A 25,059-nucleotide genomic window follows, 5' to 3' on the forward strand; every position below is an offset into this window, starting at 1 on the left:
TTGTCCACCAGCATGCCCATGCCGTCGGTGAATTCGCCGTTGCCGTCCGGGATCATCACGATGTTCTCGGACTCCTGGTCCTTGGCCCACTCGTTCATCACGAAGGTGTCGTTGACCGACACGCACAAGATCGTGTCCACGCCAGCCGCCCGGAACGCCGGGGCCAGTTCGTTGTAGCGCGGCAGGTGGGTCGACGAACACGTCGGGGTGAAGGCGCCCGGCAGCGAGAACACGGCGACAGTCTTGCCGTTGAACAGTTCGGCCGTGGTCACGTCCTTCCATTCGTTTTGTTCACGTACACGAAACGTCACATTGGGAACGCGTTGGCCTTCACGGGATTGCAGCATCGGAATCACTCCTTCGATGTAGGTCGTCAAACCTGGCACGGCCGAAGCAATGCCAGGTATCAGTCAACGGGGTATCAGCTACGAATGAAGGCCAAAAGATCCGCGTTGAATTTTTCCTTATGCGTATCGGTCAACCCGTGCGGCGCACCGGGATAAACGATGAGCTTGGAATTTTTGACGAGCTTCGCAGACGCGCGCCCGGCGGCATCGATGGGAACAATCTGATCGTCGTCACCGTGGATGATTAACGTAGGCACATCAATCTTTCTCAGGTCCTCGGTGAAATCAGTCTCAGAGAACGCCTTGATCGAGTCATAAGTGCTCTTGTGCCCGCCCTGCATGCCTTGGGCCCACCATGCGTCGATCAGCCCTTGCGATGGCTTTGCTCCGGGACGGTTGAACCCATAAAACGGACCGGCGGCCACATCCTTGTAGAACTGCGACCGATTGGCGAGTTGCGCAGCACGCAGGCCATTGAAGACATCAATGGGCAAGCCACCCGGATTCGAGGCCGTCTTGACCATCAAAGGTGGCACTGCGGAAACCAACACAACTTTCGAGACGCGTCGTGTGCCGTGCCGTCCGATGTAGCGGGCAACCTCCCCGCCGCCAGTGGAAAATCCCACGAGCACGGCGTCGCGCAGGTCAAGGGCATCGAACACCGTTGCCAAATCATCAGCATATGTATTCATTTCGTTGCCATTCCAAGCCTGACTCGATCGACCGTGGCCACGACGATCATGCGCAACGGCGCGATACCCTTCTGACGCGACCAGCATCATTTGAGATTCCCAACTGTCCGAACTGAGTGGCCAGCCATGACAGAACACGATCGGGCGACCATTCCCCCAGTCTTTGTAATAGAGCTGGGTGCCGTCCTTGGTTCCGATGTAGCTGCCGGTAACGTTGCCACCCGCCGTTGCGTGACGTGCGTCCTTGACTGTGGGAGCAGCCATCGCCGAGCTCGGCAAGCTTGCCGCGGCAATTGAGCCAACTGCGGCAGCGCTGCCAAGCAGCACGCCGCGTCGCGATACAACGTGGTTTCGGCTGTGGTTATCCGAAGACATCAAACACTCCTTTCTCGACCGCTCAACGCGGCATTTTTGGATGACTCAACGATGTGAGTGCGCTTAGCGTCTTGACCGTCACATCTCCAGCTTTATCAGTGTTCGTTCGTCGAACGGACCTTGCCGGCGTCACGCTAAGTTCTATGGAACTACCGGGAAGGAATCTTATGTGTCGATATACGGCGCCGGTAGTATCACCAGGGTGCGCACTCTGTTGTCGCGTAGGCACCAATGGCCGCGTTTAAAGGCTCCGTCCGTAAAGGACCTTCCAAGACGGGCTGGTGGATACGTCAGCGGCCCCTTTGGCGTTGCACCGCGATCGCGAAAAGAAAAAATTGTTTCCCGGCGAGCACCACAGTGCGTCCCACCGCATGTCTACCGGACAACAGCTACGCTGCGTAATCTGGCTCTCACCAGGTAAAACTGGGCCGGCGAAATGGCATCTTTTCAACCGAGGTTCGTCGGCAATGAAGGAGTCAGACATGTGCCTATGCCACGGATCAAACTACCCCGACCACGATTTGGTTCCGTCGCACTACGCGACGCGTATCGGCGATATCGAGGTCATGGTAATTAGCGATGGAGCAATACCAGTACCGGCGAACGTCCTGGGTACGAACGTTGACTCGGCCGTCCGCGACGCAACGCTGCGCGGCAGATTTCTACCGGACATGATCGATTGGGGATTGAACGTCGTCGTAGTCCGTAGCGGCGGGCAAACGATCCTTATCGATGCCGGGATGGGATCAGAGATGCCTGAATCGACGCGGACTGGGCGATTGGCCCTACGTTTGAAGGGCGCCGGCATTGATCCCGGTTCCATCACCGATGTGATTGCGACCCACATTCACATGGACCATATAGGCGGACTACTCGACGAGAGGTTGAGGAGTCAGATGCGTCCGGACCTCCAAATCCACGTGTCGCATACCGATGTCGAATTTTTTGAGTCGCCCGATTTTTCTCACAACACATTCAACGGGATTCAGGACATCATCCGGAAAAGCTCCCGAAATTTCCTGGACGCGTACAAGAGCGAGCTGCGGCCGTTCGATAAAGAGTACCAGGTGGCGCCGGGGGTCATCGTCACGCTCACGGGTGGTCACACGCCGGGGCATAGCGTGGTCCGCGTGGCGTCCGCCGGCGAGCGGCTAACTTTCGCTGGGGACGCCATCGTTCCGGCCGGGGTCGAATGCCCGGAATGGCAGAACGCCTTCGATCACGAACCCGAAGACGCAACTCGCGTGCGCGTTCAGCTGTTGCGGGAGGCGGCGGAGACCGGCGAATTATTCTTGGCCAGCCATTTATCGTTCCCGTCGCTCGGCCGCGTCGCTGTCGATGGCAATGCATTCCGATATGTACCGACCAACTGGGCTTACTGAAAAGCGGCACGTAGCCTATGTCTCGGTGGGGACCCCGCAAGGGCGTCGACTCAAACGCGAAAATGGCTCTCGCGCACATGCACGTGCGGGAGATGCGTCTGGCCTTTGTCGGCCGTTACGGCCCACGACGGGCCTTGGGTACCCCACCAATCTTGGCCCAGTCAAATTTTCGTAAATTGTCCCTGTTGATCGTCAGGTAGATAGAGGACACTTCCGGCCGAATTTGTAGCGGGCACTTCAGACTCCCTCGCCAAATTGGTGGCCTCTCCGTCGCTTTCTGGCCATTCTGCAGGGGCGTAACATCGAACATCACAATGATTGCCATTTGTCTGCAACCTAAATCCCCTGCGTGTTCGACCGTGCAATCAGATTGGTAGTCAAGTTCCGCATGACCACGTCCCCGGCAAAATTGAGAGCTCATGCCCTCCCTCTGCATGAGCAGATATACATCCGGATCCGAACCCTGATCGAGCAAGGCCACCTGAAAAATGGCCAGCGTCTGCCGTCGCTGAGATCCTACTCGACCGAGCTCGGCGTTGCACGCGGCACGGTCGAGGTTGCCTATGACAGGCTGCTCGGCGACGGGTTTTTGGTCACCAGAGGTTCCGCAGGCACATTCGTGGCCGAGCAACCGAATCCAGTGGTAACGTTGAGCCAACGACGCAGCACCGAAACGATGCCGAGACCGGTATGGCGGGAGCACGGTAACGCCTTCGTCGAGCTGCACGGTGCGCTCCCATCGCCTTTGCAGCTAGGACTTCCTGCCCTGGATAAGTTTCCGCGGAAGCTGTGGACGCGTCTCATGACGTCCCAAGCGCGAAGTATCGATGCGCTGACCAAGCCTCCATCCGCCGGATACTGGCCCCTACGCGAAGCGCTGGCCGCTTACCTGCTTCGCTCACGCGGCATCGACGCGCGCGCGGAACAAGTATTTGTGCTTCCAGCCTATACCGCCAGCCTCGCCATGATTGCTGATGCACTGCGACTTGCCGGCGAGATCGCCTGGGTGGAGCATCCCGGCTACCCGCCGGCCGCGCATGCACTCGGAACGCTTGGGATGCCACTCCGCCATGTACCGGTGGATGACAATGGGATCGATGTTCGGTATGGCATTCAACATTATCCCGATGCCAGGCTGGTTGTCGTAACGCCTTCGCACCAATGCCCGACCGGAGCCGAACTGTCCCTTGACCGTCGCACCGCGCTCCTCGCCTGGGCGGCCTCCCGCGACGCGTGGATTGTCGAAGACGACTACGACGGCGAATACCGGTACCGCGGACATCCTTTGCCTGCGCTGAGAAGTCTCGACGCTTCCGATCGTGTCTTTTATTGCGGCACGCTCAGCAAGGTGCTATATCCAGGTCTGAGGCTCTCGTACACTGTCGTGCCTCTTAGCCAAGTGCAGACCATCGAAAGCGCCTGTCAACGCGCACTTCACGGTGGATGCCCGGAGTTTCTGCAGGCCGTGGCGGCGACGTTCATATCAGAGGGACACTTCGCCCGGCATATTAAGAGAATGCGTACGCTCTACGCACAACGTCGTGCGATGCTAGCCACGGCACTGATCCCCTATGAGGGTCACGGTTTCGAAGTACGGCTGCAGGAAGGCGGAATGCACCTCCTGGTTGACGTGGCGGATGGCCTTGACGATGTCTTCATGGCGAGACGTGCCCGCAAAGCGGGATTCGGGATCCAATCTTTGACAGATTGGAGGCAAGGTGAGCCGGGACGACGCGCTTTGATGATGGGCTTCACAAACCTTACTAGCCAATCAGAGGCTGATCGAGTGGTAGCCGATTTGATGGAGGTACTTCTCTCGCCCCTCAACCCTTGAGCGCTCGGCCATGCCCGGCGTTCGCAAACATCAAAGCAATCTTCGGCTGACAGCCCCGTTCTGAAGCCACAACAGGAAACGGAATCTCTTACATCATGGAATTTGCAGACGGGCCGATGGGCCACGCTCTTGGCGTCTCTGCACAGAATGCGGAGGCATTGTCCACGTGTTTTGGAACGAGCTATGCAGGCATCATTGCTTTCATGGCGGTAGCCACTGAAGGCAGCTTCGCAAAGGCCGGCGACAAGCTTGGTATCGGGCGATCCGCAATCAGCCGCAGCGTTCAGAGGCTGGAAAATCAGTTGTGTACGCGACTCTTCACGCGTACTACTCGGGCATCGCAACTCACCCGCGAAGGGCACATCTTCTTCGAGAGTTGCCAACTCGGTGTGAATCAGATTTTCGCTGGCATTAACGAAATCGCGAACCTGCGGGATGGGCCGCCTCGCGGCGTCCTTCGCGTGAGCGCGCCGGTCGCTTTCGGTCGGAATATCGTTGCCCCGTTGCTGACGAAGTTCTCCACCACGTACCCTGATATCGCACTGGAGTTGGTGCTGAACGACCAGCCACCAGACTTTGCATCCGACCGCATAGACGTCGCCTTCCGAAATGGCCACGTCGAGGATTCAAGCATCGTTGCACGACAGGTCTTTCCCATGCAACTGGTTCTTTGTGCATCACGCGCCTACGTGCGCAAGCATGGGGAGCCGGCCACGATCAACGAGCTCTGCCACCATGACTGCATCAACCTTCGATTTCCTAGCGGTAGGCTTTCAGAGTGGGAGTTCAAGGTGGATGGCCATAGCCAGCGATATGTGCCTGAAGCAAAGTTGATCTTCAATGATGCCGATCTTGTGCTTCGCGCCGTACTAGATGGTCGCGGCATCGCCCAACTCGGCGCCTACCAAGCGCGCGACCACCTGAAACGAAACGAACTCCTCATGCTGCTTGGACGTCATGTTCCAGACGACAGAGGTCACTACATTTGCTACGTCAGCCGGCGACATCTTCCGCCTCGATCCCGCGTATTCATTGATTTCATGATCGATGAGATTCGGGGCCGCGATCAGCTGCGCCTCGAGGAACTTTGTCTGAACGGATCCCCGCGTTAGCGCCGCCTCGCGCGTAGGCGCGCAGTCGTTGACGATAAGGCGTTTCACTCGGAATCTCGTGGGATCCTTGTCTCGAAGTCTGGGTAATTCCGTGAGTATCACGTTTCAGACTGCGGTTCTTTAAATGCTGGAAGTCGAGAAATGCACGATGGAACTATGTCGCCTACTATTCATTCGACCGAGGCCAACAGCGTGGCCCAAAAAGTGGAGTATGTCATGCAAACGAAAAAATAAATTTTGATCATTGATGGCACAGGATTGATCGGCCGAAAGACTGGCGAACGACTACGTACGGCCGGCCAGCAAGTGGTGGCTGCCGCCCCGTCCTAGACGGAATGTAATCCGGCAATTGGTATCGATCGAAATCCATACTTTCAAGATCACCGGAGACACACCATGAAATCCATCTTGGCATTGGCAATCCTTGCAACCATGCCACTTCAGGCCACGTTCGCTCAAGACCATTCCAGTCATCCAGTCCCTGCACCTGCACAAGGATTGGCGACAACCTCTACGGGGGTGAAGGTCACGCTCGTGTACCAGCAGGAAATACCCAATATACCTGGCAAGAGCGTAAAGGGCGTGCTGGTGGAGTATGAACCCGGCGGCGTCAACGCCGCGCATACCCACGCCAAGTCGGCATTGATCTATGCCACGGTGCTCGAAGGTGCCGTGTTAAACCAACTCAACGGCGGACCCGTTCGTACGTTCACGAAGGGGCAGAATTTCACCGAAATGCCTGGGGACCGGCACGACGTCAGCGCCAATGCGAGCAAGACTGAACCTGCCAAGTTACTTGCCGTGTTTGTTGTGGACACGAATGAAACCGTACTAACCACACCGTTGAAGCGCTAAAGTCGCCTGGCAGTCAGGATGGCCAGTAGCGTTACGCCGGCTGAATCGGACGCACGTCTCTGTAGTCGGCATGTCACGCAGACTGACGCGAGCACACGCCGCCTTGATGCCTGGGCACCTATTCCCTGGACATGGCGGCGGATCTGGCGCGCAACATGCAGAACATCTCCGACCAGAGGACTACGCGTCCGCACACATGTTCACGTCCAGTTTCACTTCGGGAGTAAGACTGTCATGATGCCGATCGTCAGCACCCCGTAGCCGGTTGTACCCGTCACCGGATCACTTTCTGAACCAGGCTCACCCCAATTGCCGCCGCCGCGATGATGGCCAGTGCGCGGAAATGATCGATATTGGCCAACAACGCGGATTGCTGGGCCAGCACCTGCGCAATCTGCGCCGTGGCAAATTCCGCGGCCCGCACCGGGTCCATCGACATGGAAAGCGCCGCCGCGTATCGGGCCTGGGTTTCCTGGTACTGCGGGCTACCCGGGTGTATCGAACCATGCAGGGTGCTGTAGTGCAGCGTTGTCAGCCATTGCTGCCCGACCGTGGCAATGGTCACGCCCAGCGCCGTACCCAGTTGCCCCAGCATGTTCTTGGTCTGCTGCGCATGTGAGAACACCGACTCGTCGGCCGCGACGGCGTTGAAGGTCTGCATGGCCGTCACAGGAATCAGCGTCATGATGAACACACCATAAAGCGCCAAGGCGGGCAGCACATGACTCCATAGATCGGGCGCGGGCGGCATGCGGCTCATTAGCCAGGCCGACGACGCCAGCGCGAAGAACCCGGTCGCGAAGTATTTTCGCGGGCTTGGCCAACGCGGCAGCAGGCGCGTCATCGTCACCCAGGTGACAACGCCGGCGGCGAGGCCCAGCGCATAGAACTGCCCCGCCGTGGACCAGGAATGGCCCAGCGATCGCTGCAGCATGATCGGCAGCAGATACCCGTTGGCACCCAGTGTGACGTAGCAGAAGGTGAACAGGCCCAACCCGGTCAGATACCGTGGCTCAAGCAGGCTGCGCAGTTTCAGCAAGGGTCGCTCGCTGCCGGACTCCTGCAGGACGAAGACCAGTATCGCCGCCACACCGGCCACCGCGCCCACCGCCAGCCACAGCCGGTCGGCGTAGAAATCGTAGTAAGAGCGCTGCAGCATGTACAGCATCATGAAGCTGCCGATCGCTAACACAGCCAGCCGTAGCGGATGGGCGGCAGACCGCTGCGTCGGCGAGACCCTGTCCTGCGGCAAGACGGCGAGAGCGGGCAGCATCAACAACGCTGCTGCGGCCACGAGCCAGAAAATCAGGGGCCAGCGATCCGCCGTAACGATGACCGAGGCCAGCCACGGTGCAATAGCCATGCCGACGCACACCCCTAGGGCCAGCGCCTTGATGCCAGTAAAGCGCGCGGGCCCGGCAGGGATTAGGTTCACCACTAGCCGCGACGTGGTCACCATGCCGCCGCAACCTAGCGCCATCACCATGCGCCCGGCCATAAAGGTCTCGTAGCTGTCTGCATGCGCGCACAGAATCGCCCCGACCGCAGTCGCCATCAGTGTCCCCTGCACATGGCGGCGCCAACCTAAGCGCTCCACTAGCCAGTGCTGCAGCGCGATCATCACCACTGCCACGCTAGCATAGGCCGCTGCCACCGTACTGTATTCCTCTGGACTGGCGCCGATCTCGCCCATGATGGGCATGGCCGCAAAAGCCACCATGCCGTTCTGCAGGAAATCCACCAGTGTCAGCCCGCCAATCGTCGGCACAAGGCGTGCAGGCGTGGCCGGCCTCACAGGTTCTCTCCGACAATGCGGCCCACCAGTTCATCGGCACGGCCCATTTCGTCGGCAAACACCGTGGTGCGATAATTCTGGCTCGCAGCGTCCACCGCGACCAGGCGCTTGCCATCCCGTCGGCTGGTGTCGATGGATACCTTCATTGACAGGCCAAGCTGCAGCGGGTGCGCCGTTACTTCCCCCGGAGTCAGTGCAATGCGCACGGGCACCCTCTGCACCACTTTGATCCAGTTGCCCGTCGCGTTCTGCGCCGGCAGCAGTGCAAAAGCACTGCCAGTGCCAGCATCCTGTCCGACTACTCGGCCGTGATACACCACCTGATCGCCGTACAGGTCCGTTGTCAGCGTGACCGGCTGGCCCAAGCGGACATCGCGCAGTTGCGACTCCTTCAGATTGGCCGTGACCCAAAGCTGGTCCAGCGGCACGACAGACATCATCGGCACCCCGGCGCTCACGCGCTGACCTACCTGCACTGAGCGCTTGGTGATGACCCCACCAATCGGCGCCGGAACCCGCGTACGGGTCAGCGCGATACTGGCATTTCGTACTTGGGCCGCAGCAGCCAACACGTCGGGATGCGAGGCCACTGACGTGCGCTCGACCAGCGCATCGTTGCGTTTTAGCTGCTGGGTGGCCATGGCCAGCGATGCCTGGGCGGTGCGCACGGCCTGTGTGGCGTGGATCAACTCCTCTCCCGAGATCGCACCATTGGCCGCCAGAGCGGAACGCCGCGCCAGATCCTCGCGGGCACGCGCCAGATCGACCGAGCGCAGTTCCACATTGGCCCGATCCTGGCCGGCAACGGCGAACTGGCCGCGCACCTGTCGCACTGTACGCGCCAGTTGCGCCTGCGCAGCGGCCAGTGCCAGTTGCGCGTCTACACCATTAAGTTCGACCAGCACCTTGTTGGTTTCCACGAGGTCCGTGGTGTCCGCAAGAATGGCGGTGACGACGCCGCTCACCTGTGGCGTCACCTGCACCACATTGCCCTCGACATACGCGTTCTCCGTCGACACCTCGTCGCGTCCGAACTGCACGTGATAGGCGAACGCCTCTACCAGCGCGAGCGCCACCACAACCACGGCAACGATGCGCCAGCGGCGCACGACTGGAATGGTGGGCGGAGGCTCGGTCTGCCGGACCTCCACAGTTGGGGTTTCGCTTGCCCGATTCATGATGCATTCCTTGTCGAGGGAGGCGCTGCCATGCCCGCCTTGCCAGCGGGATTGGCAGCCAGTTCATATCCGCCACCAAGCGCGCGGATCAGTTCCAGGTGAAGCGCCCGTTGCTGGTGCTCCAGATCAATCAGCAGCTGCTTCTGGTTCAGCACCTGGCTTTCCGCCGACAACACCTGGAGATAGTTGCCGACGCCGCTGCGGTAGCGCGCCACGGCCAAGTCGTAGGCCTCCTGCGTCAACTGCAGCGCCTGGCGCTGCTCGCCGCTGCGCTCGGCCAACCAGTGCATGGACACCAGCTGGTTGACCACATCGTGAAGCGCTGTGACCAGCGTGGCGTTGTACTGCTCTACCGCCGCGTCATAGTCCGCCTGCCTGACACCTAGATTGGCCCGCAGACGGCCGCCATCGAAGATGGGTAGTGACAGCGCCGGGCCAATGCCCAGGGTACGGCTGCCCGCCGTGAAGAAATCGGAAAGGCTCAAGCTCTGCAGGCCAGCAAAGGCGGTCAGACTGATGTTGGGATAAAACTGCGCCCGGGCCGCCTTGATTTCGTGGCTGGCGGCCTCAACACGCCAGCGCTGCGCCACGACGTCCGGGCGACGGCCAATCAGCGTCGCGGGCACCGTGCTAGGCACCGCCTCCACGAAGATGTCGCGCATCCTGGGTCGGCCGATATCGAGGCCGGCATCGGGCCCCTTCCCCGCCAGCGCGGCAAGCTGGTTTCGTGTCAGCGCAATCACCTCGTTGATCGCCGCCAATCGTTCGCGCGTGGCCGGTAGCGCCGATTCGGCCTGCTTCATGTCGAGCCGGGAGTCGAGTTGTGCGGCGACGCGTTGGCGGGTCAGCGTCAGTGTGTTCTCGCGCTGGCGGTACGTCTGCTCGGCCAACTCGCGCTGGGCGTGAGCGGCATCGAGGCGCAGGTAGGTGCGCACCACCGATGTGACCAGAACCAACTCGGCCGCGTGGTAGTCCACTTCGGCCGCCCGCGCGCGATTGAGCGCCGCGTCGAATGCGGCCTGGTTCTTGCCCCAAAAATCCAGCTCGTAAGTCAGACCCAATTGCAGGTCGCTGGCCCATTTCCAGCTTCCTGCCAGCGGTGGAGGCACCAGCGCGTTCTCGCTAAAGCGTTGCCGCACAGTGCGTCCATAAAGGTTGGCCTGAGGCGACAGCCCGGCTTGCGCGCCTCCCGCCAACGCTTCGGCCTGGCGCACCCGTGCGGCGGCTACGCGCATGGTCGGCTGTCCGACCAGCGCCGCCTCTACAAGGGCATCGAGTTGGGGGTCGCCAAAACTGCGCCACCAAATCCGATCTGGCCAGGCGTCCGGATTCACCTGCGCCGCTGCCAGCGATTCGGTCGCAGCCAGCCGATTCGCATCATCGCGCGTAGACTGCGTCCGCAGCCCTTGGGTGCTCGCGCAACCCGCCACCAGGATGGCCGCGCCAAACAGGACGAATCCGACAGGCTGCGGCGTTCGGAAGGTTGATTTAGGAGGGTACGTCATGGCGTCTTCACTGCGCGACTGCGATCATTTCGGCAATGTCACAAGGGTAGACTGCCGTTTCCCAGCCGAATAGCCTACGCACAGTTGGCTTCAGGTCCTACGTAGGATTCACGCGGTAATACCTGTGTATGACGACCCGAAGCGTGGACGCGTCCAACCCAAAAACAAAAAATGGCCGAACTAGTTCGGCCCCTCGGACATGCATCTCGCCTTGCGGCGTGCTCGTCAGGTTCGCAAGGTGACCTGCCGGCTACGCTCGCACATTTCGCGGCCCCAAAGCGCAAGATTTCCGCACAGCAGCGCGGTCATCATCCTGATGCCCGTCCATGGGTTGCGCACGCATCGGCGCACCTGCTCGCTGCGAGCCGCACCCGATACACACCAAGCACAGAAATGCTCGCAGTTGTTCGTCAGCAGACGATAGCTGTCTTCGCCTAGGCGAGACCTTGCGCGCGCCACCACGGCGTGTCCGGCGTACACGGCATCGGGTTCCGCGTGGATGCTAACGCCAGCACCTGCGGCGAATGCGCGTAGCGAGATGCTCTCGACTGGCCGCCGCTTGAGGCCTCCATCAAATCCGCCATAGTGGATGACCTGCTCGTTACCGACATAGATGCCATGGTGCGTATAGCCATCACGCTCACTGACAAGGTGCGAACCGACTTCGATCGTGCTCGGACCGCCGTCGAGCACCGGCCATGCCATGAGCAGGTCATGATGTACAGTGTCCATGGTGTCTCGCCCATCGCTATCCGTACTGATCCGTCCATGTTTTCCTGACAAGACAAAGTCTTCCCCTCCGGGATCTCTCTGCCCCAGAAAGCCGGTTATCACATCAGGATCGCTCGCGCTAAAGCGCCGGCATCGGCGCCTCCGTAGGCCAACAATCTGTGCCAGAACGTCACGGCACGATCGCATCGACCTTGAAACTATGCTAGGACTGATAGCTTGCGCAGGCCATGCTACAGACGGCTCGCATCACTCCTACGTTGGCTTCGGGCGCTCATACTGAGGTATATCTCAGCGGTCCGCGGAAAGTCTGGCGTCGCGGCTCCGTTACGCGGTGTGGGTGCGGCAGGCAGGCGCCGTGAACTGGACCACAGCGCCACGCGGGTGGTTCGCGCTGATCCAAAGTTCCCCGCCGTGGGCGTCGATGATCGATCGGCATATCGACAGGCCCATACCAAGCCCCGCTGCCTTAGTGGTGAAGAATGGCGTGAATGCGTGCTCGCTGTTTTGAGATGCAAAGCCCGGTCCCGAGTCGCTGACACTTACGAGGACGTAGCGGGAGTCGGCTGACGCCGTACCGATCGATACTTGGCGCTCACCATCGTCGACGGAACTCATCGCTTCCAGCGCATTCATTATCAGGTTGAGTAACACTTGCTGCAGCGCGACGCGATCGCCTTCGATGCACGGCAGCCGGGCGTTCAGTTGTGTCCGCACAGTAGCACCGCCCTTCGCTGCCTCCCCGCTGGTGAGCGCCACCACCTCGCGGATGGCGTCATTAATGTCCACGGGAGCCTTCTCCGGGGGCGTCTTCCGGATTAGCTCACGGATGCGTCGAATTACCTCGCCTGCTCGGCTAGCATCCTTCACAATGCGGTCGAGCACCAGCCCCACTTCGCCGATATTGGGTGGCTGCGTCGCAAGCCAGCGCAGCCCCGCCTGTGCGTTGGTCATGGTTGCCGCAATCGGTTGGTTGACCTCGTGAGCAATAGAAGCCGTGAGCTGTCCCATCGTCGCCACCCGATTAGCGTGCGCCAGTTCAGATTGAATCTCGCGATAGCGCTGCTCGCTCTCGCGTATGCGTTCCTCGGCCTTCTTGCGCTCGGTCAAATCCACTACGAACGCCACACCCTCCTTCTGGCTCGCATCGAAATAGGCCAAGCCCACGATCACCGGCACTGTACTGCCGTCCTTGCGGATGTACGCCTTCTCGAACGGTCTGGCAGTGCCGGTGAGCCTCGCCTCGGCTAGCGCGCGCTCGCTCTCAGGGTGAATCGGCTTCGGGGTCAGATCACGCCACAGCACTTGCCTGGAAAAGAATTCCTCGCGCTCATAACCCAGCATATTTAGGAATGCATCATTGGCTTCCAGTATCTCGCCTTCGAAGCTCCAAACCAGAATGCCAATGATATTCGCATCGACCAATCGCCGGATCCTTCCTTCGCGCTCGGCAACCTCGTGATACAGGCGGGCGTTCTCCAGTGATATAGCGGCTTGGCAGGCCACCAGCTTCAGGACCGCGATACGCGTAGGACTGAACGCCCGTGCAGCGAGATTGTTCTCCAGATACAGCACACCGTTAAGCTCCGCCCGGTTCAGCAAAGGCAGGCAGAGTACCGAACGGCACCCGTGCTGCTGGACATACGGGTCGTCCGCCAGAGAATGCTCGGCAAGAGCATCGTCAAAGACCAGGCTCTCCCGCGTGCGCAGCACATGAAAGAGAATGGATTCCGGCAACATCGCTGCGCCGACCGGTTCGTCACGGGACTGCACCTGGATGGCGTTATCACCAGTCATCGCTTCGCCCACGATCCGTAAGTCGCCACCGCGGCACACAACAAGCACGCCACGTTCGGCGCCGGCCTGTTCGATTGCGGTATGCAACACGGTGTCAATCAGCTTGTCCAGCATGATATCGCCCGACACCGCCTGCGAGACTTTCAGGACGGTAGCAAGGTCAAGACGATCAACCGGCGTGGCTATCGTGCTCATCGGGCTGGGCGCCAGCTCATGCGCCCGGAGGTATGGGTGCATGTCGTCCAGTTGCCTCACCTTTCCATCGGCACCCCAGCACATATAGGCGTAACGGGCGTCCCGGAGATAGCCATGAGCAATTCTGTCGAGCCCGCGGGCCGCATAGAATCGCGACGCTCGTTCCAGCGCGATTGCCTCGCAGTGCGGAAAGCCACTATCCTGAGCCGCGCGGATGGCCTGCTCAAATAATTGCTCGGCTTCCAGAATTCGTCCTTCAATACGGGCAATCTCGCCGCCAAGAAGCGCGGCACGGGTCAGAAAGTTCTCCGGGCAATTTTCGGCCCAGCTTTTCAGCGCGTGGTAATGAAGAGCCAGCGCTTCCAGGTGCGGAGACGGATCCGTCAGGGCGTCGCACAGGGCGGCATGCGTCAGCCCGCTGAAGAAGTGGTACTCGGCTTCTTCGAAGAACGAGTAGCAGACGGACAGTAATGCTTGTGCCTGCGTAGCCGCTGCCATGGCTTCTGCAAGGTCACCAGACAAGTAGCGCGCCTGCAGTTTTCGCGTCCAGTATTTGCATTCGGGAAGTGCCAGGTCCGGGCTCATACGGAAATGCGCCTCCATACTCTCCTCGCTGAACGCGTTGCCATTGAGGCGTCCAAAAACCGGTGTCAGACCGCGCAGCGTGCGGATAAACGCCATTTGCGTGTTGATGAAATCTGTCACGAGTCCGAAGCCGACCTTCTCCGCATACGCCAATCCATGCTCCGCCTCAAGCTGCACCGCCGCCAACGGTTCACCAGCGAACAACAGGTCCGAGTTCAAGTTGTTGCATGCGTAAGCGCCGTAGGACAAATCGCCGCTACGATTGGCCGCCGCGAACGCACGCCGCAGCAGATCCCGGCACATGCTCACTGGTTTCACCCATCGCACCACAAAGATGGAGAAACACAGAAACGTCTTCGCCTCGAATCGATTGAGTCCACGTCGGTCCACCAAGTCGCAACCTAGTTGACCGAATCGGTAGCCCGCTTGATAGTCGCCAAAGCGGCGTCCGGCTACCCTGCCCATGTTGGCGTAGAGGACGCACGACGCATCACAGTTTCCGTGCGCCAAACTAAGACTGACGGCCTTACAAATGGTCAGGCACGTTAGGTTGGCGTCAGTCTGCACAGCGGGCGCGAACAACTTGCTCAACGCCTCCACCGTGGCCAGAGCAGCGGGATCCTCCATCAGTGGTAGGTCTATCAGTTCCTCGACGGAGCGTTCGCCCAAACTGGTCCAAATGCTGTCGTACTCCCTGCGCACTTCCTCGTCACTTGGATGCGGCGACCAATCGATACCGACATGCCGTAGAAAGCTCAGGCAGCTTGCCACGGCGCGGTCGCTTTGATCCAGGACGAGAAAGACATCGAGCCGCAAGCAGGTCACCAGGGCGCGTTCGACCGTCGTGATGGCCCGTTCCGACAGTGCTTCAAGCCGCTGATCCGCCGCGGCCAATTCCCCCGTTAGAAATTCGCACTCGGCCTGAGTCAGCAATAACGCGAACATCAGATCATGGCACCGCTCCCAGCAGCCATCGTCCAGCAATCGTGCGCCGGCACTGACGTAGGTCAGCGCAGACGCATAGGCCGTCGACGCCTTGGCGCGTCGGCCGGCAAGTAGGTTGTATTCTGCCAACCGCTCCCGCTCTTCGCGTTCCGTGATCAGCGCCGCCCCGAGATTAAACTGTCCCGCGATCTCGAAGATCGCTTCTTCCCACTGGGTCGCAGGCGTATTGGCAGCCAGTAACCGACCAATCCGCAGATGCGCTTCGGCGCGAGAAGCCTCCGGTATGAGTAAATAGGCCGCTTCGTGAACGCGGTCATGCATGAATGCGCAGGACCACTCGCGCTGCTCGACCAACTCCTGGTGAACGGCTTTCCACAGTCTCAGGCGGACTTGAATCTCCGGCTCGCCCAGCACCGTTGACAAGGTGGCCATCCCAGCTTCGTTGCCAAGACACGCAAGCGCCTGCAAGGCCTGAAGCGTCGCGGGTGGAAGCCGTACCAGCTTGGCGGCCATCAGATCCACCACGTTGTCCGTATAGCCCTTTTCGTGGATACGGGCCGAATCCCAACACCACTGCCCGGCCGCATGATCAAAGACCAACAGTTGCTCCTCCACGAGCGCGTGAAGAAATTGGATCACAAAGAAGGGGTTACCAGCTGTCTTGTCGTGCACTAGCCGTGCCAGTGGCTCGATACGTACGGGCTCGCTGTACAAAGCTTCCGCGATCAGTTGACGGACATGCTCGCTGGCAAGCGGCGCCAACCGAATTTCATCGACCTTAACACCTGCGGCACGAATGGCCTGAAGCTTGCGGGTCAGCGGATGCGTGGCATCGACTTCATTATCGCGAAAGGCCCCCACTAGCATCAGGTAGCGCAGGTCGACGCCGGTCAGCAGCTCCTCCAGCAGATCAAGTGTGGCGGCGTCCAGCCATTGGAGGTCGTCCATGAATAGCGCCAGTGGATGCTCCGCGCGCGCGAACACGCCGATAAAACGCCGAAACACCAGCAGGAAGCGTCGCTGCGCCTGTTGGGGATCGAGTACCGGGACCGGCGGGGGATCGCCCAGAATTAGTCGAAGTTCGGGAATCAGCTCGGTCATGAGTCGTGCATTCGGCTCCAGCGCTTCCTGCAGCGCGTCACGCCAGTGGGCCAGCTCACTCTCGCACTTGCCCAGCAGCGGCCGCACCAAGCCTTGAAATGCCTGCACCAGGGTTGAATAGGGAATGTCTCGCTTGTACTGGTCGAATTTTCCCGAAGCAAAGATACCGCGCGGTGGTACCAACACTTTGTGCAACTCATTAACGACCGACGACTTGCCAATACCGGAGTAGCCGGAGACCAGCACCAGTTCCGGCATGCCGCTTTTTACGATCCTGTCGAATGCCGTCACCAAGGTGTCCACTTCCCGCTCGCGCCCATACAATTTCTCCGGGATCACCAGTCGACCGGACGTACCATGTTCATCGAGCGGAAAATCGGCGATCCAGCGTTGTTGCAGCCAGTCTGCCAGACAGCGCCGCAAGTCATGCTCGACGCTGGCGGCCGTCTGGTAGCGGTCCTCCGCCGTCTTGGCTAACAGCTTCATCACGATCCCTGACAGCACGGCAGGCACTGTATCGACCCGCACGTCCGGCGCCAGCGCCTTTTTGGCGATGTGGCAGTGCACCCATTCCATTGGGTCGGCGGCGGCGAATGGCAGCGCCCCGGTCAGCATCTGATAAAGCGTCACGCCAAGTGAATACAGATCGCTGCGCGAATCGATGGACCGGTTCATTCGCCCGGTTTGCTCGGGCGCCATATAGGCCAGCGTGCCCGCGATAGTCTCTGGCGGTTTCGGGGCCTGCCGTTCACGGGGCAGGCGTGATGCGAGCCCGAAGCCGGTGAGCCGCACCGCACCATCGTCGCCGTTCACCAGGATATGGGCGGGCTTAAGATCCTTGTGGATCAGACCGCACTGGTGGAGCTTGCCAAGCGCGGCCGCGACGCCGATGGCAATCTCCAGCGATTCGGCGAGCGCCAAGGGCGCAGCAAGCCTGCACGCAAGCAATTCGCCGCCAGGGTCCGCAAGCACCAAGATGCTACTGGAGCCTTCACGTAGCAGTTCCATCGGACGCGCTGCCCATGCGTCATCGAGCTCGTTTCGCAGCGAAAACTCGTGGGCGAGGCGATCCAAGCTTGCCGGCAATGGGTGATCCGCGGCAGGTCGTGCCAGCAGGACACCGTAAGTACTCTCGCCGTCCAACCACCGGGCGCGGCTTAACACGCGCTCGCCGTCATCCCATAAAACTTCGGAAGTGCTCCCTTGTAGCGCCGAAACCATTTTCAGGTCTCCCCCAGTGCCGAGCTTCGGGTCCTGTCCGCTGCGCTGGATTGGCGCGGACGCTTCGAACTCGAACGACAGCACGGCATCTTCGCATTTGGATTCTTAATACTGACTTAACAGCATTTCACAGAATACACCGCGAAGTCGGCGGTAGCGGTACAGAAGCGCATGGAGAACAAGCAAGGGCCCCTGGCACAAGGCCCCCGCGGGGATGGGATCAATGACCAGCTATGCAGCCAGCTTCTCCGGCTGGTCGCCAGTCGGTTCGGGGTTCAACGGCGACCAAGGATTCAAATCCAGGGCCCGGATCTGCTCGGTCATAAAATCGACGAGGACGCGAATGCGCTGGGGCAGGTGCTGACGGCAGAGATAGCAGATATAGTGCCCCCGGTCATCGGGCGCGTGGCGATCCATGACCGTGACGAGTTCTCCCCGCGTCACGTACTCACCAATCTGATAGCCCGCCAGTTGCCCAATGCCGCGACCGGCCAGCACGGCTTCGAGCACCAGTTCCGAATCACTAAAGGTCAGCCTTGCGCCAGGCAGATACCTTTGCATCTTGCCGTTGATCTTGAATTCCCACTCCAACGCCGGGCCGCCGAGCCGTCTGTAGTTGATGCAGTCATGCTGCCCCAGCTCCTCCACCGTGGCTGGCAAGCCACGCCTTTGCATGTATTCACGCGACGCGCACAGCACTGTCCGCATCGGAAGCAATTGTTTTGCAATGATGGTGGAGTCCTCGATGCGACCATTGCGGAACGCCACATCAATCTGGTCGGCCACAAAGTCCGCAGGGCGGTCGTCCAGCAGCACGTCGAATGAAATTTCGGGGTAAGCCTCTGAGAACTTGGCAAGCAGCGGCGCCACTACCTTGCGTCCAAAGTCGACCGTCGAGCTGATGCGCAGCAGGCCTCTGGGGGGGCCATCGCGCAAATCCTGCATGTCATTCAGTGCATCCGCAATATGGCCAACACCCCGGCTGCAGTTCTCAAAAAATCGCTCGCCTTCACGCGTCAGCTGCGTGGCACGGGTGGTACGTAGGAACAGGCGCGTGCTCAGTTGCGATTCCAGCTTTTGGATACTCCGACACACCGCCGAGCGCCCTACGCCCAGTCGAACCGCTCCCTTGGCGAAGCTTCCTTCGGTCGCCACCGCCATGAACGCGATGATGCCCCCATAGCTAGCCGCAAAGCAGGTGGAAAACGCGTCCGTGGAGTTTGCCGCAGCCGTACCTGCGCGACGCTGCGAGAATTGCGATGTATTCATGGATGCCCTCACCCCTGTTAAAGCATGCGATGCTGGCGCCGCCGGGTCATTACTGCGGCCCTCACTCACCAGCCATGGCACAAGGGTAGGCTGCGGGGTGAGCAAAGCCATTCTACGGAGCGGTTGCGCTGGACCTACATAGGCTTCGGGCTCTCATACTTGGGTATGTGTGCCAATCCCACTGGCCGTTGCCGAACCCAGGGCGCCAATCCAGCACTACAGGCGCCAAAAGTGCTGCATTCAACTCGCCCTCCTCTGCGGCATGGCTTCCCGGCTTCATGTCTATACATAGGTATGATTCTCGCCAGCCGACCCGGCCATTACGCTGGACTCATGGTCCCCGATGAAGGACGCTCCGCGCGTTCCAATACGAGGCGTCGATTTCCCAGACCGAGGTCTCTGTCTTGCGATCCGATCAAGTGGTTTCGATAGTCGATGACGACGAAGAGGTCCGCTTGGCGACGGCGAGCCTGGTCCGGTCATTCGGCTGGCCGACCCGGGTGTTCGTGTCGCCCGACGAATTCCTACTTTCGGGGCAGCTCGCCTTTACCGCGTGCCTGATCTCGGATTTCATGATGCCCGGTATGACGGGCGTGGCCATGTACGACCGCGTGCTCGATTTGGGCTATGCGCCACCGACTATCTTTATCACCGCGTTTCCGGCGGATGACATGAAGGCCCGCGCACTCGCCAGCGGTGCCTTGGCGGTATTGGACAAGCCGGTGGATGCCAACGCCATCGCGTACTGGCTTGGCATAGCGCTGGGCGCGCCGTGACGCATCGACAACACGAGTGCCGGAATTTCAGGACGTTGTCGTTCGCGACTTGATATGGAGGCCGAGCGATTCCGACTTACGCACGAGGTCAGCCACAGATCGCGATTGCATCTTTTTCATGACCTGTCCGCGGTGGATCTTGACTGTGATCTCGCTGAGGTTCAGTTCGGCGGCAATCTGCTTGTTCATCAGGCCTGCCACAACGAACGTCATGACCTCCCGCTCACGTGGTGTCAGCGATTCATAGTCGGCATGCAGGTGCGCCGTGGATTGCTCGGCAGCCAGACGCTCACCATCCCGAGCCAGCGCGTTGGTGACCGCGTCCAGCATGTCCTGATCGCGAAACGGCTTGGCGAAGAAGTCGACCGCGCCGGCCTTCATGGCCTTGACGGTCATGGCGATGTCGCCGTGCCCGGTCATGAAGACGATGGGCATGCGCACGCCGCACTTCGCAATCTGCTCCTGAAAAGCCAGGCCGCTTTCGCCACGTAGTCGCACGTCGAGAATCAAGCAGCTGGGACTGTCTGCCTTCGGAAACGCCAGGAATTCTTGGGTCGACTCGAACGATTCCACGCGCAGCCCAATCGAGCGTAACAGTCCACCAAGGGCCAGCCTGATGGATTCATCGTCGTCGACGATGTAGGCAACGCGCTCCCTGGATGCCGTCGAGTCCCGGGCCGAAGTCGTATGCGACAACGAATTCATCTGGCCTCCTTCTTCGCAAGCGGCTGCACATTGCAGGGATGGAAAGTATTGTAGGAAATTTCGGTTGGCAGACTGTCGTTGCGCCGTCGTGCCTAAATACCTTTCTGGCTCTGCCCGTCAGAGCTCTGGTCAACGCGGGGCGAAAGCTGTAGTACGCATAGCGTGGCCCCGGAGTATGTATTTATATGCACTTACACAACCAGGACTTGTCCCACTGGCATCGATGTCCTTCGAGTACATACCCGTGCAGCCTTGCGGTTTAGCAAACACGCGTCCATTGGCGCAAGTCGCCGAAAAATAACTTCTATCCACGGAAACACTACCGCCCAAAAAGACGCCTCACGCCTCATATCACCTGATCGACTACCCCACGTCATCGGATCTCGCGAAGGACGGCAAGCGCTACAAGTCGCCCTGACGGCAACACCTAAGTGAGGGGCTCAACTCAGAGCGCATTGCGCGCAGACCGTGCCCACTTCCTATAGGTGAACTCCAGACTAAACAGGTTGAGCCCCGACGCGAGGTTGCGGTGATTGGACCGCCGTTGATATCCACCTTGCAGCCGGCCGCCCTGCGACGCAACTACGCCGCAGCGGCGAACAGTGATTTTCTGATAATGGCATGCACGCCCCAGTTGCCATTGACAACCTGCGTGATAGCGAAATCGACAGCAACCGATATCAACGTCATCGCCTCATCCTCGCTCAGCTCCTTCACTGTCATGAGGAAGCGGCGCGTTTTGCGGAAGGCGTCGCGCATTGCCTCGTCGAGCGTGAACTTCAGGTAGATATGGCTCTGCGCCATCTTTCCGAGTTCCACGAGGTGGTTTGGTGAGCTGAAACCATGCAATATCCACTCGTCGGCGGTCTCTACCAGCGGATAGCTGAGGTCGGCAAAAGGAGCACCGGGTTCGATCATGGTGCTCTTGTGGAGAACGAGTTGAAACTCGCCGGTCAGGGAACATTCAATAGCTGTCCCGCACACCTCGGAGTCGCCCTGGGACGCGTGAGGATCTCCGATCGAAAGCAGCGCGCCGGGCACCGCAACCCTTGATCTTCCGAAAGGAGGCAAGAACAAGCCCATGACCCTCCAACTCCGACACGAAACGGCGGACGACATTGCTTTCATCGAAGCGGTCACGATTGCCGCCTTCGCAGATGCGCCGCACACCAGCCACACCGAGCAATTCATCGTGCGCGCACTGCGCGCCGCCAACGAACTGACGCGCTCCATCGTGGCCGAGGATCACGGCCAGATTATCGGCCATGTGGCCCTTTCGCCTGTGACCATCACCGATGGTCACGGCAACAAGGCAGAAGGCTGGTACGGTCTGGGACCTATCTCCGTTCTGCCGCAAAGGCAGGGACAGTGACCCCGCGTACTACGAACGTTTTGGCTTTCACGCCCATGTGAGCCTGCAATTGCCGGGAGTGCCACCCGGCTACTTCATGGCGCTGGCCTTGCGTGGGCCAGCGCCCGAGGGCATCGTGCAGTACAGCGATGCCTTCAACGCTGTCGACTGACTTGCTATCACTTTGGACCGTCTGGAAGACAACCGATAACAGCCAGTCATGCGAGGCCTTTGGGTTGTTAGGCGTCGGCAGTTGCCACGGGAACCCATAAGCGCTGGTCGGTTCGGGCCGATGGCCGAGACAACCTTACGCCACAGAAGTGCAGTAAACAGCGCAAATAATTGCAGTTATTCGTTCATGCATGCGCATACTCATATGAGTTATCATGCGCATACGGACCAATACGGAGGTAGCCATGGGTCAAGCGCTCGAGGTACGGTCGCGCAAAGCAACCAACGTGACGTTGCCCGCTGACGTCTATGAAGAAGGCAAAGCTCTTGAGCTGAACTTCTCGCGGGTGTTCGAACAAGCAATGCGAGAAGCCATCCGTGCCGAACGGGGTCGCCGCTGGGCCGCTGAGAACGCCGATTTCATTGCAGCTCACAACGAGTTCGTCGAGCAGCACGGTCTTCCACTCGCGAAACATCGGATGTTCTGATGGCACGCTTTGAAATCTATGTGAATAACGACGACAAGGGGGTCGCGCCGTTCCTGATCGACGTGCAGAGCGAGTTTCTCTCGGGACTAAACACCACTGTGGTAGTGCCGTTGATTCGGGCCGACTCGCATCCGGCTGGGACTAGGTTGCCAGCCGATCTGGTCCCGCCCTTTGAGGTCAATGGCATCCGTTGCGTCTTCTACCCCCCTTTTATCGCGGCAGTATCAAGAAGCGTCTTGGGAGAGCGAGTCGGCTCCCTGCGCAATGAGAGCTCACTGCTTGTCTCCGCACTCGATCGCCTGATGGGCGGTTTCTGATCGCTCAAGGAATAGCGTCCCACACGTGCTAAATGTTCGTGGGCAACGGCGGGAATGACAGTCCGCCGCACTCTGATACGCCTCACGGTTCGCATGATGGAGACGGGGCGCGACGGACCAGCGAGCGACGATCGCGCGTCGCCCCACGTTTGTTGGCCGGGATCGAAAGTCGCCTCTGGCGACTGCAACCCCCGCTCCAAGTGGCCAGAGGGCCGAGACCGGTAGAGTCGAGATGTGGCGCGGTGGCAGTAGGTTTGGTTTGTCTGTTGCCGCCCCTTTCGTCTGGCGGTGCCCTAGTAACCTCTCCGTAACTCCGTTTCCAAACCCCGCTCATCGAACCGGACATGCAGATCTCCCGCATCCGGCTCTCGGACAAGACATCACGCCTTCTTACACGACAAGTCACTACCAAGGACCTTGTAGGCGAACGAGACCGAAGTACCCGCAGAGGTCCGAGGGTGGAACGGGTTCGCGGACTATCCCGTCAATGGCCGGCCGTTCGGCCAGCCCAGCATGCGCCATGATGATGCCCGCGCCACTGCAGCGCGGGGACCGTATAGACGTCTTACCAGCGATAGCGGAAGCCAAACTTGGCGCCAATCGCGTTGCTGTCGCCGAAGTTCTGCACGCTGGTGCGCGCCAGCAGTTCGCCGTAGACCGTGTACCGGTCATCGTTCCAGTTCAGCGATGCACCCACGCCAAGTCCAGCCCACAGCGCCTGTTCCTTGCTGACCACGCTGATGTCGGCCACACGTGCCGACGTACCGTGCAGGAAGTCGTAGTACAGGTTCGTGATGCCGTAGACGTGCGAGCGGCTGGTCTTGCCGTTGGCGGCCGTCCACTTGGTTTCGTGATCGAGCGACACCCCCAGGCGCGAGACCAGGCTGTTGCCATTGTCGCGCGACACATTGGCGCCGTATTGGTCGGTGAACGCATCGAAGCGCACCTGCGACCAGGCCAGTTGGGCCTGCGGCGTGATCGACCAGTTGCCACCCAGCGCGAGCTGGTGGCCGGCTTCCACGCTGGTGGCCACGCCGCTGCCCCGATTGCCGTTGGCCAGCTTGGCGGCCAGCGTCGACGAACGGATGTCGGTGTCGTACCACGTCAGCGTCGCGCGGGCATCGACATACGCGCCATTGTTGCCATACCACGTAGCCGTTCCGCCAAACCCATAGCCGGTGGCATCGATCGAGCCATTGCCGAACATCGACGAGACGTTGGAGTTGGCAATGCCATAGTGGAAGGTCGGACCCACTACCAGTGTTCCGGACTGGTTCTGGATAACCGGTGCATCGACACCGCCTTCGAACTTCCACATGCGGACGTTGTAGCTGGCGCTGGTGGTACTGGTCGACGGATCAATGTGCGTGTTCGAGCCTTCCACACGTGCCCAGGCGCCACGGCCGATCACCGGCTTGCCGGCTTCCTGCTCGGCCTGCACCGAGGCGTTGGGCGACCACGAGCGGTTGCCGACGCGCTGCTGCAGCGTGCCCAGCTCGTTGAAGCGTTGCAGCACGCTGGAATAGGCTTCATACAGGGGGACCGTCGGTGCCAGCAGCGGTCCGGAAGCCGCCGCCGCTGCCGTGCCGACCGAAGCGGGGTCGAGCAGCGTCGAACGCAGATACCAGTCGCCGTCCGTCGGCGTGGACGCGCCGTTCTTGAACAACCGGTACGCATATGCGCCACCGACCACGGCCTGCTGACCCTGGAACGTATAGTCGCCGGCCAGCGCGAAGGTGCCGTTCGATGCGCCCTGCACGTCGATGACCTTGATGCCTTCCGAAGTCAGTTCCCCGGTGCCGCCAACGTTGACCACCCGGACCTGGCTGGTGCCCGACGTGTCTCCGGTCACCAACAGGCGTCCCGTGGCTGAGGTATCACCGCCGAGCGCCGTGTTCACCTGCAACGTACCGCCATTGCCGATGTAGTTGCCCGCAATCGTCAGCACGCCCGAGCCGCCGCCCGGCGTCACGGTACCGGTGTTGGTGACGTTGCCAAAGATCGTGCCGGAGCCGGACAGCGTACCAGCCGCATTGACCGTCACCGGGCTGGTGATCGAGCCATCGATGGCCAGCGTGCCGAGGTTGACGGTCGTCGGGCCCGTGTACGTACTGGCCGCGGTCAAAGTCGTGGCGCCCGCGCCGCTCTGCGTCAGCCCGCCCGCGCCGGACACCACACCGCTGTACGTATAGGCGTCAGAGCGGTTGAATGCCAGCGTGGCACCCGTGTTCACGGTCACGTTGCCGGCCAGGCTGCCGCTGGTGCCCCCATTGCCGATCTGCAGCGTGCCCTGGTCGACCGTCCATGGCGTCGTGACCGTACCGGTGCCGATCA

General features: G+C 60.4%; 17 protein-coding genes and 2 pseudogenes. 8 read left to right on the forward strand and 11 right to left on the reverse strand.

The features are described 5' to 3' along the window. Nucleotides 1–347, reverse strand: a 347-nt coding sequence (locus tag CYJ10_RS16740) for a peroxiredoxin (protein ID WP_146002069.1), incomplete at its 3' end; no start/stop codon positions are given. A 74-nt stretch (nt 348–421) separates the two neighbouring features. Continuing rightward, on the reverse strand, nt 422–1,414 hold the full coding sequence (locus CYJ10_RS16745; RefSeq protein ID WP_101682613.1) for an alpha/beta fold hydrolase: 993 nt from the start codon (nt 1,412–1,414) through the stop codon (nt 422–424). A 482-nt stretch (nt 1,415–1,896) separates the two neighbouring features. Here CYJ10_RS16745 and CYJ10_RS16750 point away from each other — a divergent pair, with 482 nt between their 5' ends. The 4 genes from CYJ10_RS16750 (at nt 1,897) to CYJ10_RS16770 (ending at nt 6,597) form a co-directional block, all read left to right on the forward strand. Beyond that, nucleotides 1,897–2,796 (forward strand): MBL fold metallo-hydrolase, encoded by a 900-nt coding sequence (locus tag CYJ10_RS16750; protein ID WP_101682716.1) that lies wholly within the window; start codon nt 1,897–1,899, stop codon nt 2,794–2,796. A 388-nt stretch (nt 2,797–3,184) separates the two neighbouring features. Further along, a complete protein-coding gene (pdxR, locus tag CYJ10_RS16755; RefSeq protein WP_101682614.1) occupies nt 3,185–4,630 on the forward strand; it encodes a MocR-like pyridoxine biosynthesis transcription factor PdxR in 1,446 nt (481 codons plus the stop codon). A 95-nt stretch (nt 4,631–4,725) separates the two neighbouring features. Next, a complete protein-coding gene (locus tag CYJ10_RS16760) occupies nt 4,726–5,742 on the forward strand; it encodes a LysR family transcriptional regulator (RefSeq protein WP_101682615.1) in 1,017 nt (338 codons plus the stop codon). Nucleotides 5,743–6,138: 396 nt separating this feature from the next. Further along, a complete protein-coding gene (locus tag CYJ10_RS16770; RefSeq protein ID WP_101682616.1) occupies nt 6,139–6,597 on the forward strand; it encodes a cupin domain-containing protein in 459 nt (152 codons plus the stop codon). Between the two features lie 274 nt (nt 6,598–6,871). On the opposite strand, the gene CYJ10_RS16775 is transcribed toward CYJ10_RS16770, so the two are convergent. From CYJ10_RS16775 to CYJ10_RS16800, 6 genes are all read right to left on the reverse strand, one after another. Beyond that, nucleotides 6,872–8,338 carry an MFS transporter gene (locus tag CYJ10_RS16775; protein WP_257993373.1) on the reverse strand — a complete coding sequence of 489 codons (1,467 nt, stop codon included), beginning with the start codon at nt 8,336–8,338 and terminating at the stop codon, nt 6,872–6,874. A gap of 50 nt (nt 8,339–8,388) precedes the next feature. After that, nucleotides 8,389–9,501: an HlyD family secretion protein gene (locus CYJ10_RS16780; protein ID WP_257993374.1), complete on the reverse strand. Its 1,113-nt coding sequence runs from the start codon at nt 9,499–9,501 to the stop codon at nt 8,389–8,391. A 65-nt stretch (nt 9,502–9,566) separates the two neighbouring features. Beyond that, complete coding sequence (locus tag CYJ10_RS16785) at nt 9,567–11,075, reverse strand: efflux transporter outer membrane subunit (protein ID WP_101682619.1); 1,509 nt, start codon at nt 11,073–11,075, stop codon at nt 9,567–9,569. A 225-nt stretch (nt 11,076–11,300) separates the two neighbouring features. Beyond that, nucleotides 11,301–11,807, reverse strand: coding sequence for a lecithin retinol acyltransferase family protein (locus CYJ10_RS16790; protein ID WP_101682620.1), 507 nt, complete (start codon nt 11,805–11,807; stop codon nt 11,301–11,303). Between the two features lie 324 nt (nt 11,808–12,131). Continuing rightward, nucleotides 12,132–17,648, reverse strand: coding sequence for a trifunctional serine/threonine-protein kinase/ATP-binding protein/sensor histidine kinase (locus CYJ10_RS16795; protein WP_101682717.1), 5,517 nt, complete (start codon nt 17,646–17,648; stop codon nt 12,132–12,134). A gap of 231 nt (nt 17,649–17,879) precedes the next feature. Continuing rightward, entirely contained in the window at nt 17,880–18,917 is a 1,038-nt protein-coding gene (locus tag CYJ10_RS16800; RefSeq protein ID WP_101682621.1) for a LysR family transcriptional regulator, read from the reverse strand. 404 nt (nt 18,918–19,321) lie between these two features. Here CYJ10_RS16800 and CYJ10_RS16805 point away from each other — a divergent pair, with 404 nt between their 5' ends. Further along, a complete protein-coding gene (locus CYJ10_RS16805) occupies nt 19,322–19,693 on the forward strand; it encodes a response regulator transcription factor (RefSeq protein ID WP_101682622.1) in 372 nt (123 codons plus the stop codon). A gap of 27 nt (nt 19,694–19,720) precedes the next feature. On the opposite strand, the gene CYJ10_RS16810 is transcribed toward CYJ10_RS16805, so the two are convergent. Then, a complete protein-coding gene (locus tag CYJ10_RS16810; protein ID WP_101682623.1) occupies nt 19,721–20,398 on the reverse strand; it encodes a response regulator transcription factor in 678 nt (225 codons plus the stop codon). A 582-nt stretch (nt 20,399–20,980) separates the two neighbouring features. Then, nucleotides 20,981–21,493 (reverse strand): annotated as a pseudogene (locus CYJ10_RS16815) (acetamidase/formamidase family protein); the annotation flags it as partial. On the opposite strand from CYJ10_RS16815, the pseudogene CYJ10_RS16820 reads away from it, so the two are divergent. The 3 genes and pseudogenes from CYJ10_RS16820 to CYJ10_RS16830 all read left to right on the forward strand — a co-directional run bounded on the left by CYJ10_RS16820 (nt 21,480) and on the right by CYJ10_RS16830 (nt 22,725). Then, nucleotides 21,480–21,921, forward strand: a pseudogene (locus tag CYJ10_RS16820) (GNAT family N-acetyltransferase). The pseudogenes CYJ10_RS16815 and CYJ10_RS16820 overlap by 14 nt on opposite strands. Nucleotides 21,922–22,165: 244 nt before the next feature. Then, nucleotides 22,166–22,408, forward strand: a complete 243-nt coding sequence (locus CYJ10_RS16825) for a type II toxin-antitoxin system CcdA family antitoxin (protein WP_101682718.1) — start codon at nt 22,166–22,168, stop codon at nt 22,406–22,408. After that, nucleotides 22,408–22,725 (forward strand): CcdB family protein, encoded by a 318-nt coding sequence (locus CYJ10_RS16830; protein WP_101682624.1) that lies wholly within the window; start codon nt 22,408–22,410, stop codon nt 22,723–22,725. Before CYJ10_RS16825 ends, CYJ10_RS16830 begins: the two co-directional genes overlap by 1 nt. 565 nt (nt 22,726–23,290) lie before the next feature. On the opposite strand, the gene CYJ10_RS16840 is transcribed toward CYJ10_RS16830, so the two are convergent. Then, nucleotides 23,291–25,059: autotransporter family protein (locus CYJ10_RS16840; RefSeq protein ID WP_219621472.1), on the reverse strand; the 1,769-nt coding region annotated here is incomplete at its 5' end.

Source organism: Cupriavidus pauculus (assembly GCF_002858765.1).
Lineage (GTDB): Bacteria > Pseudomonadota > Gammaproteobacteria > Burkholderiales > Burkholderiaceae > Cupriavidus > Cupriavidus pauculus_B.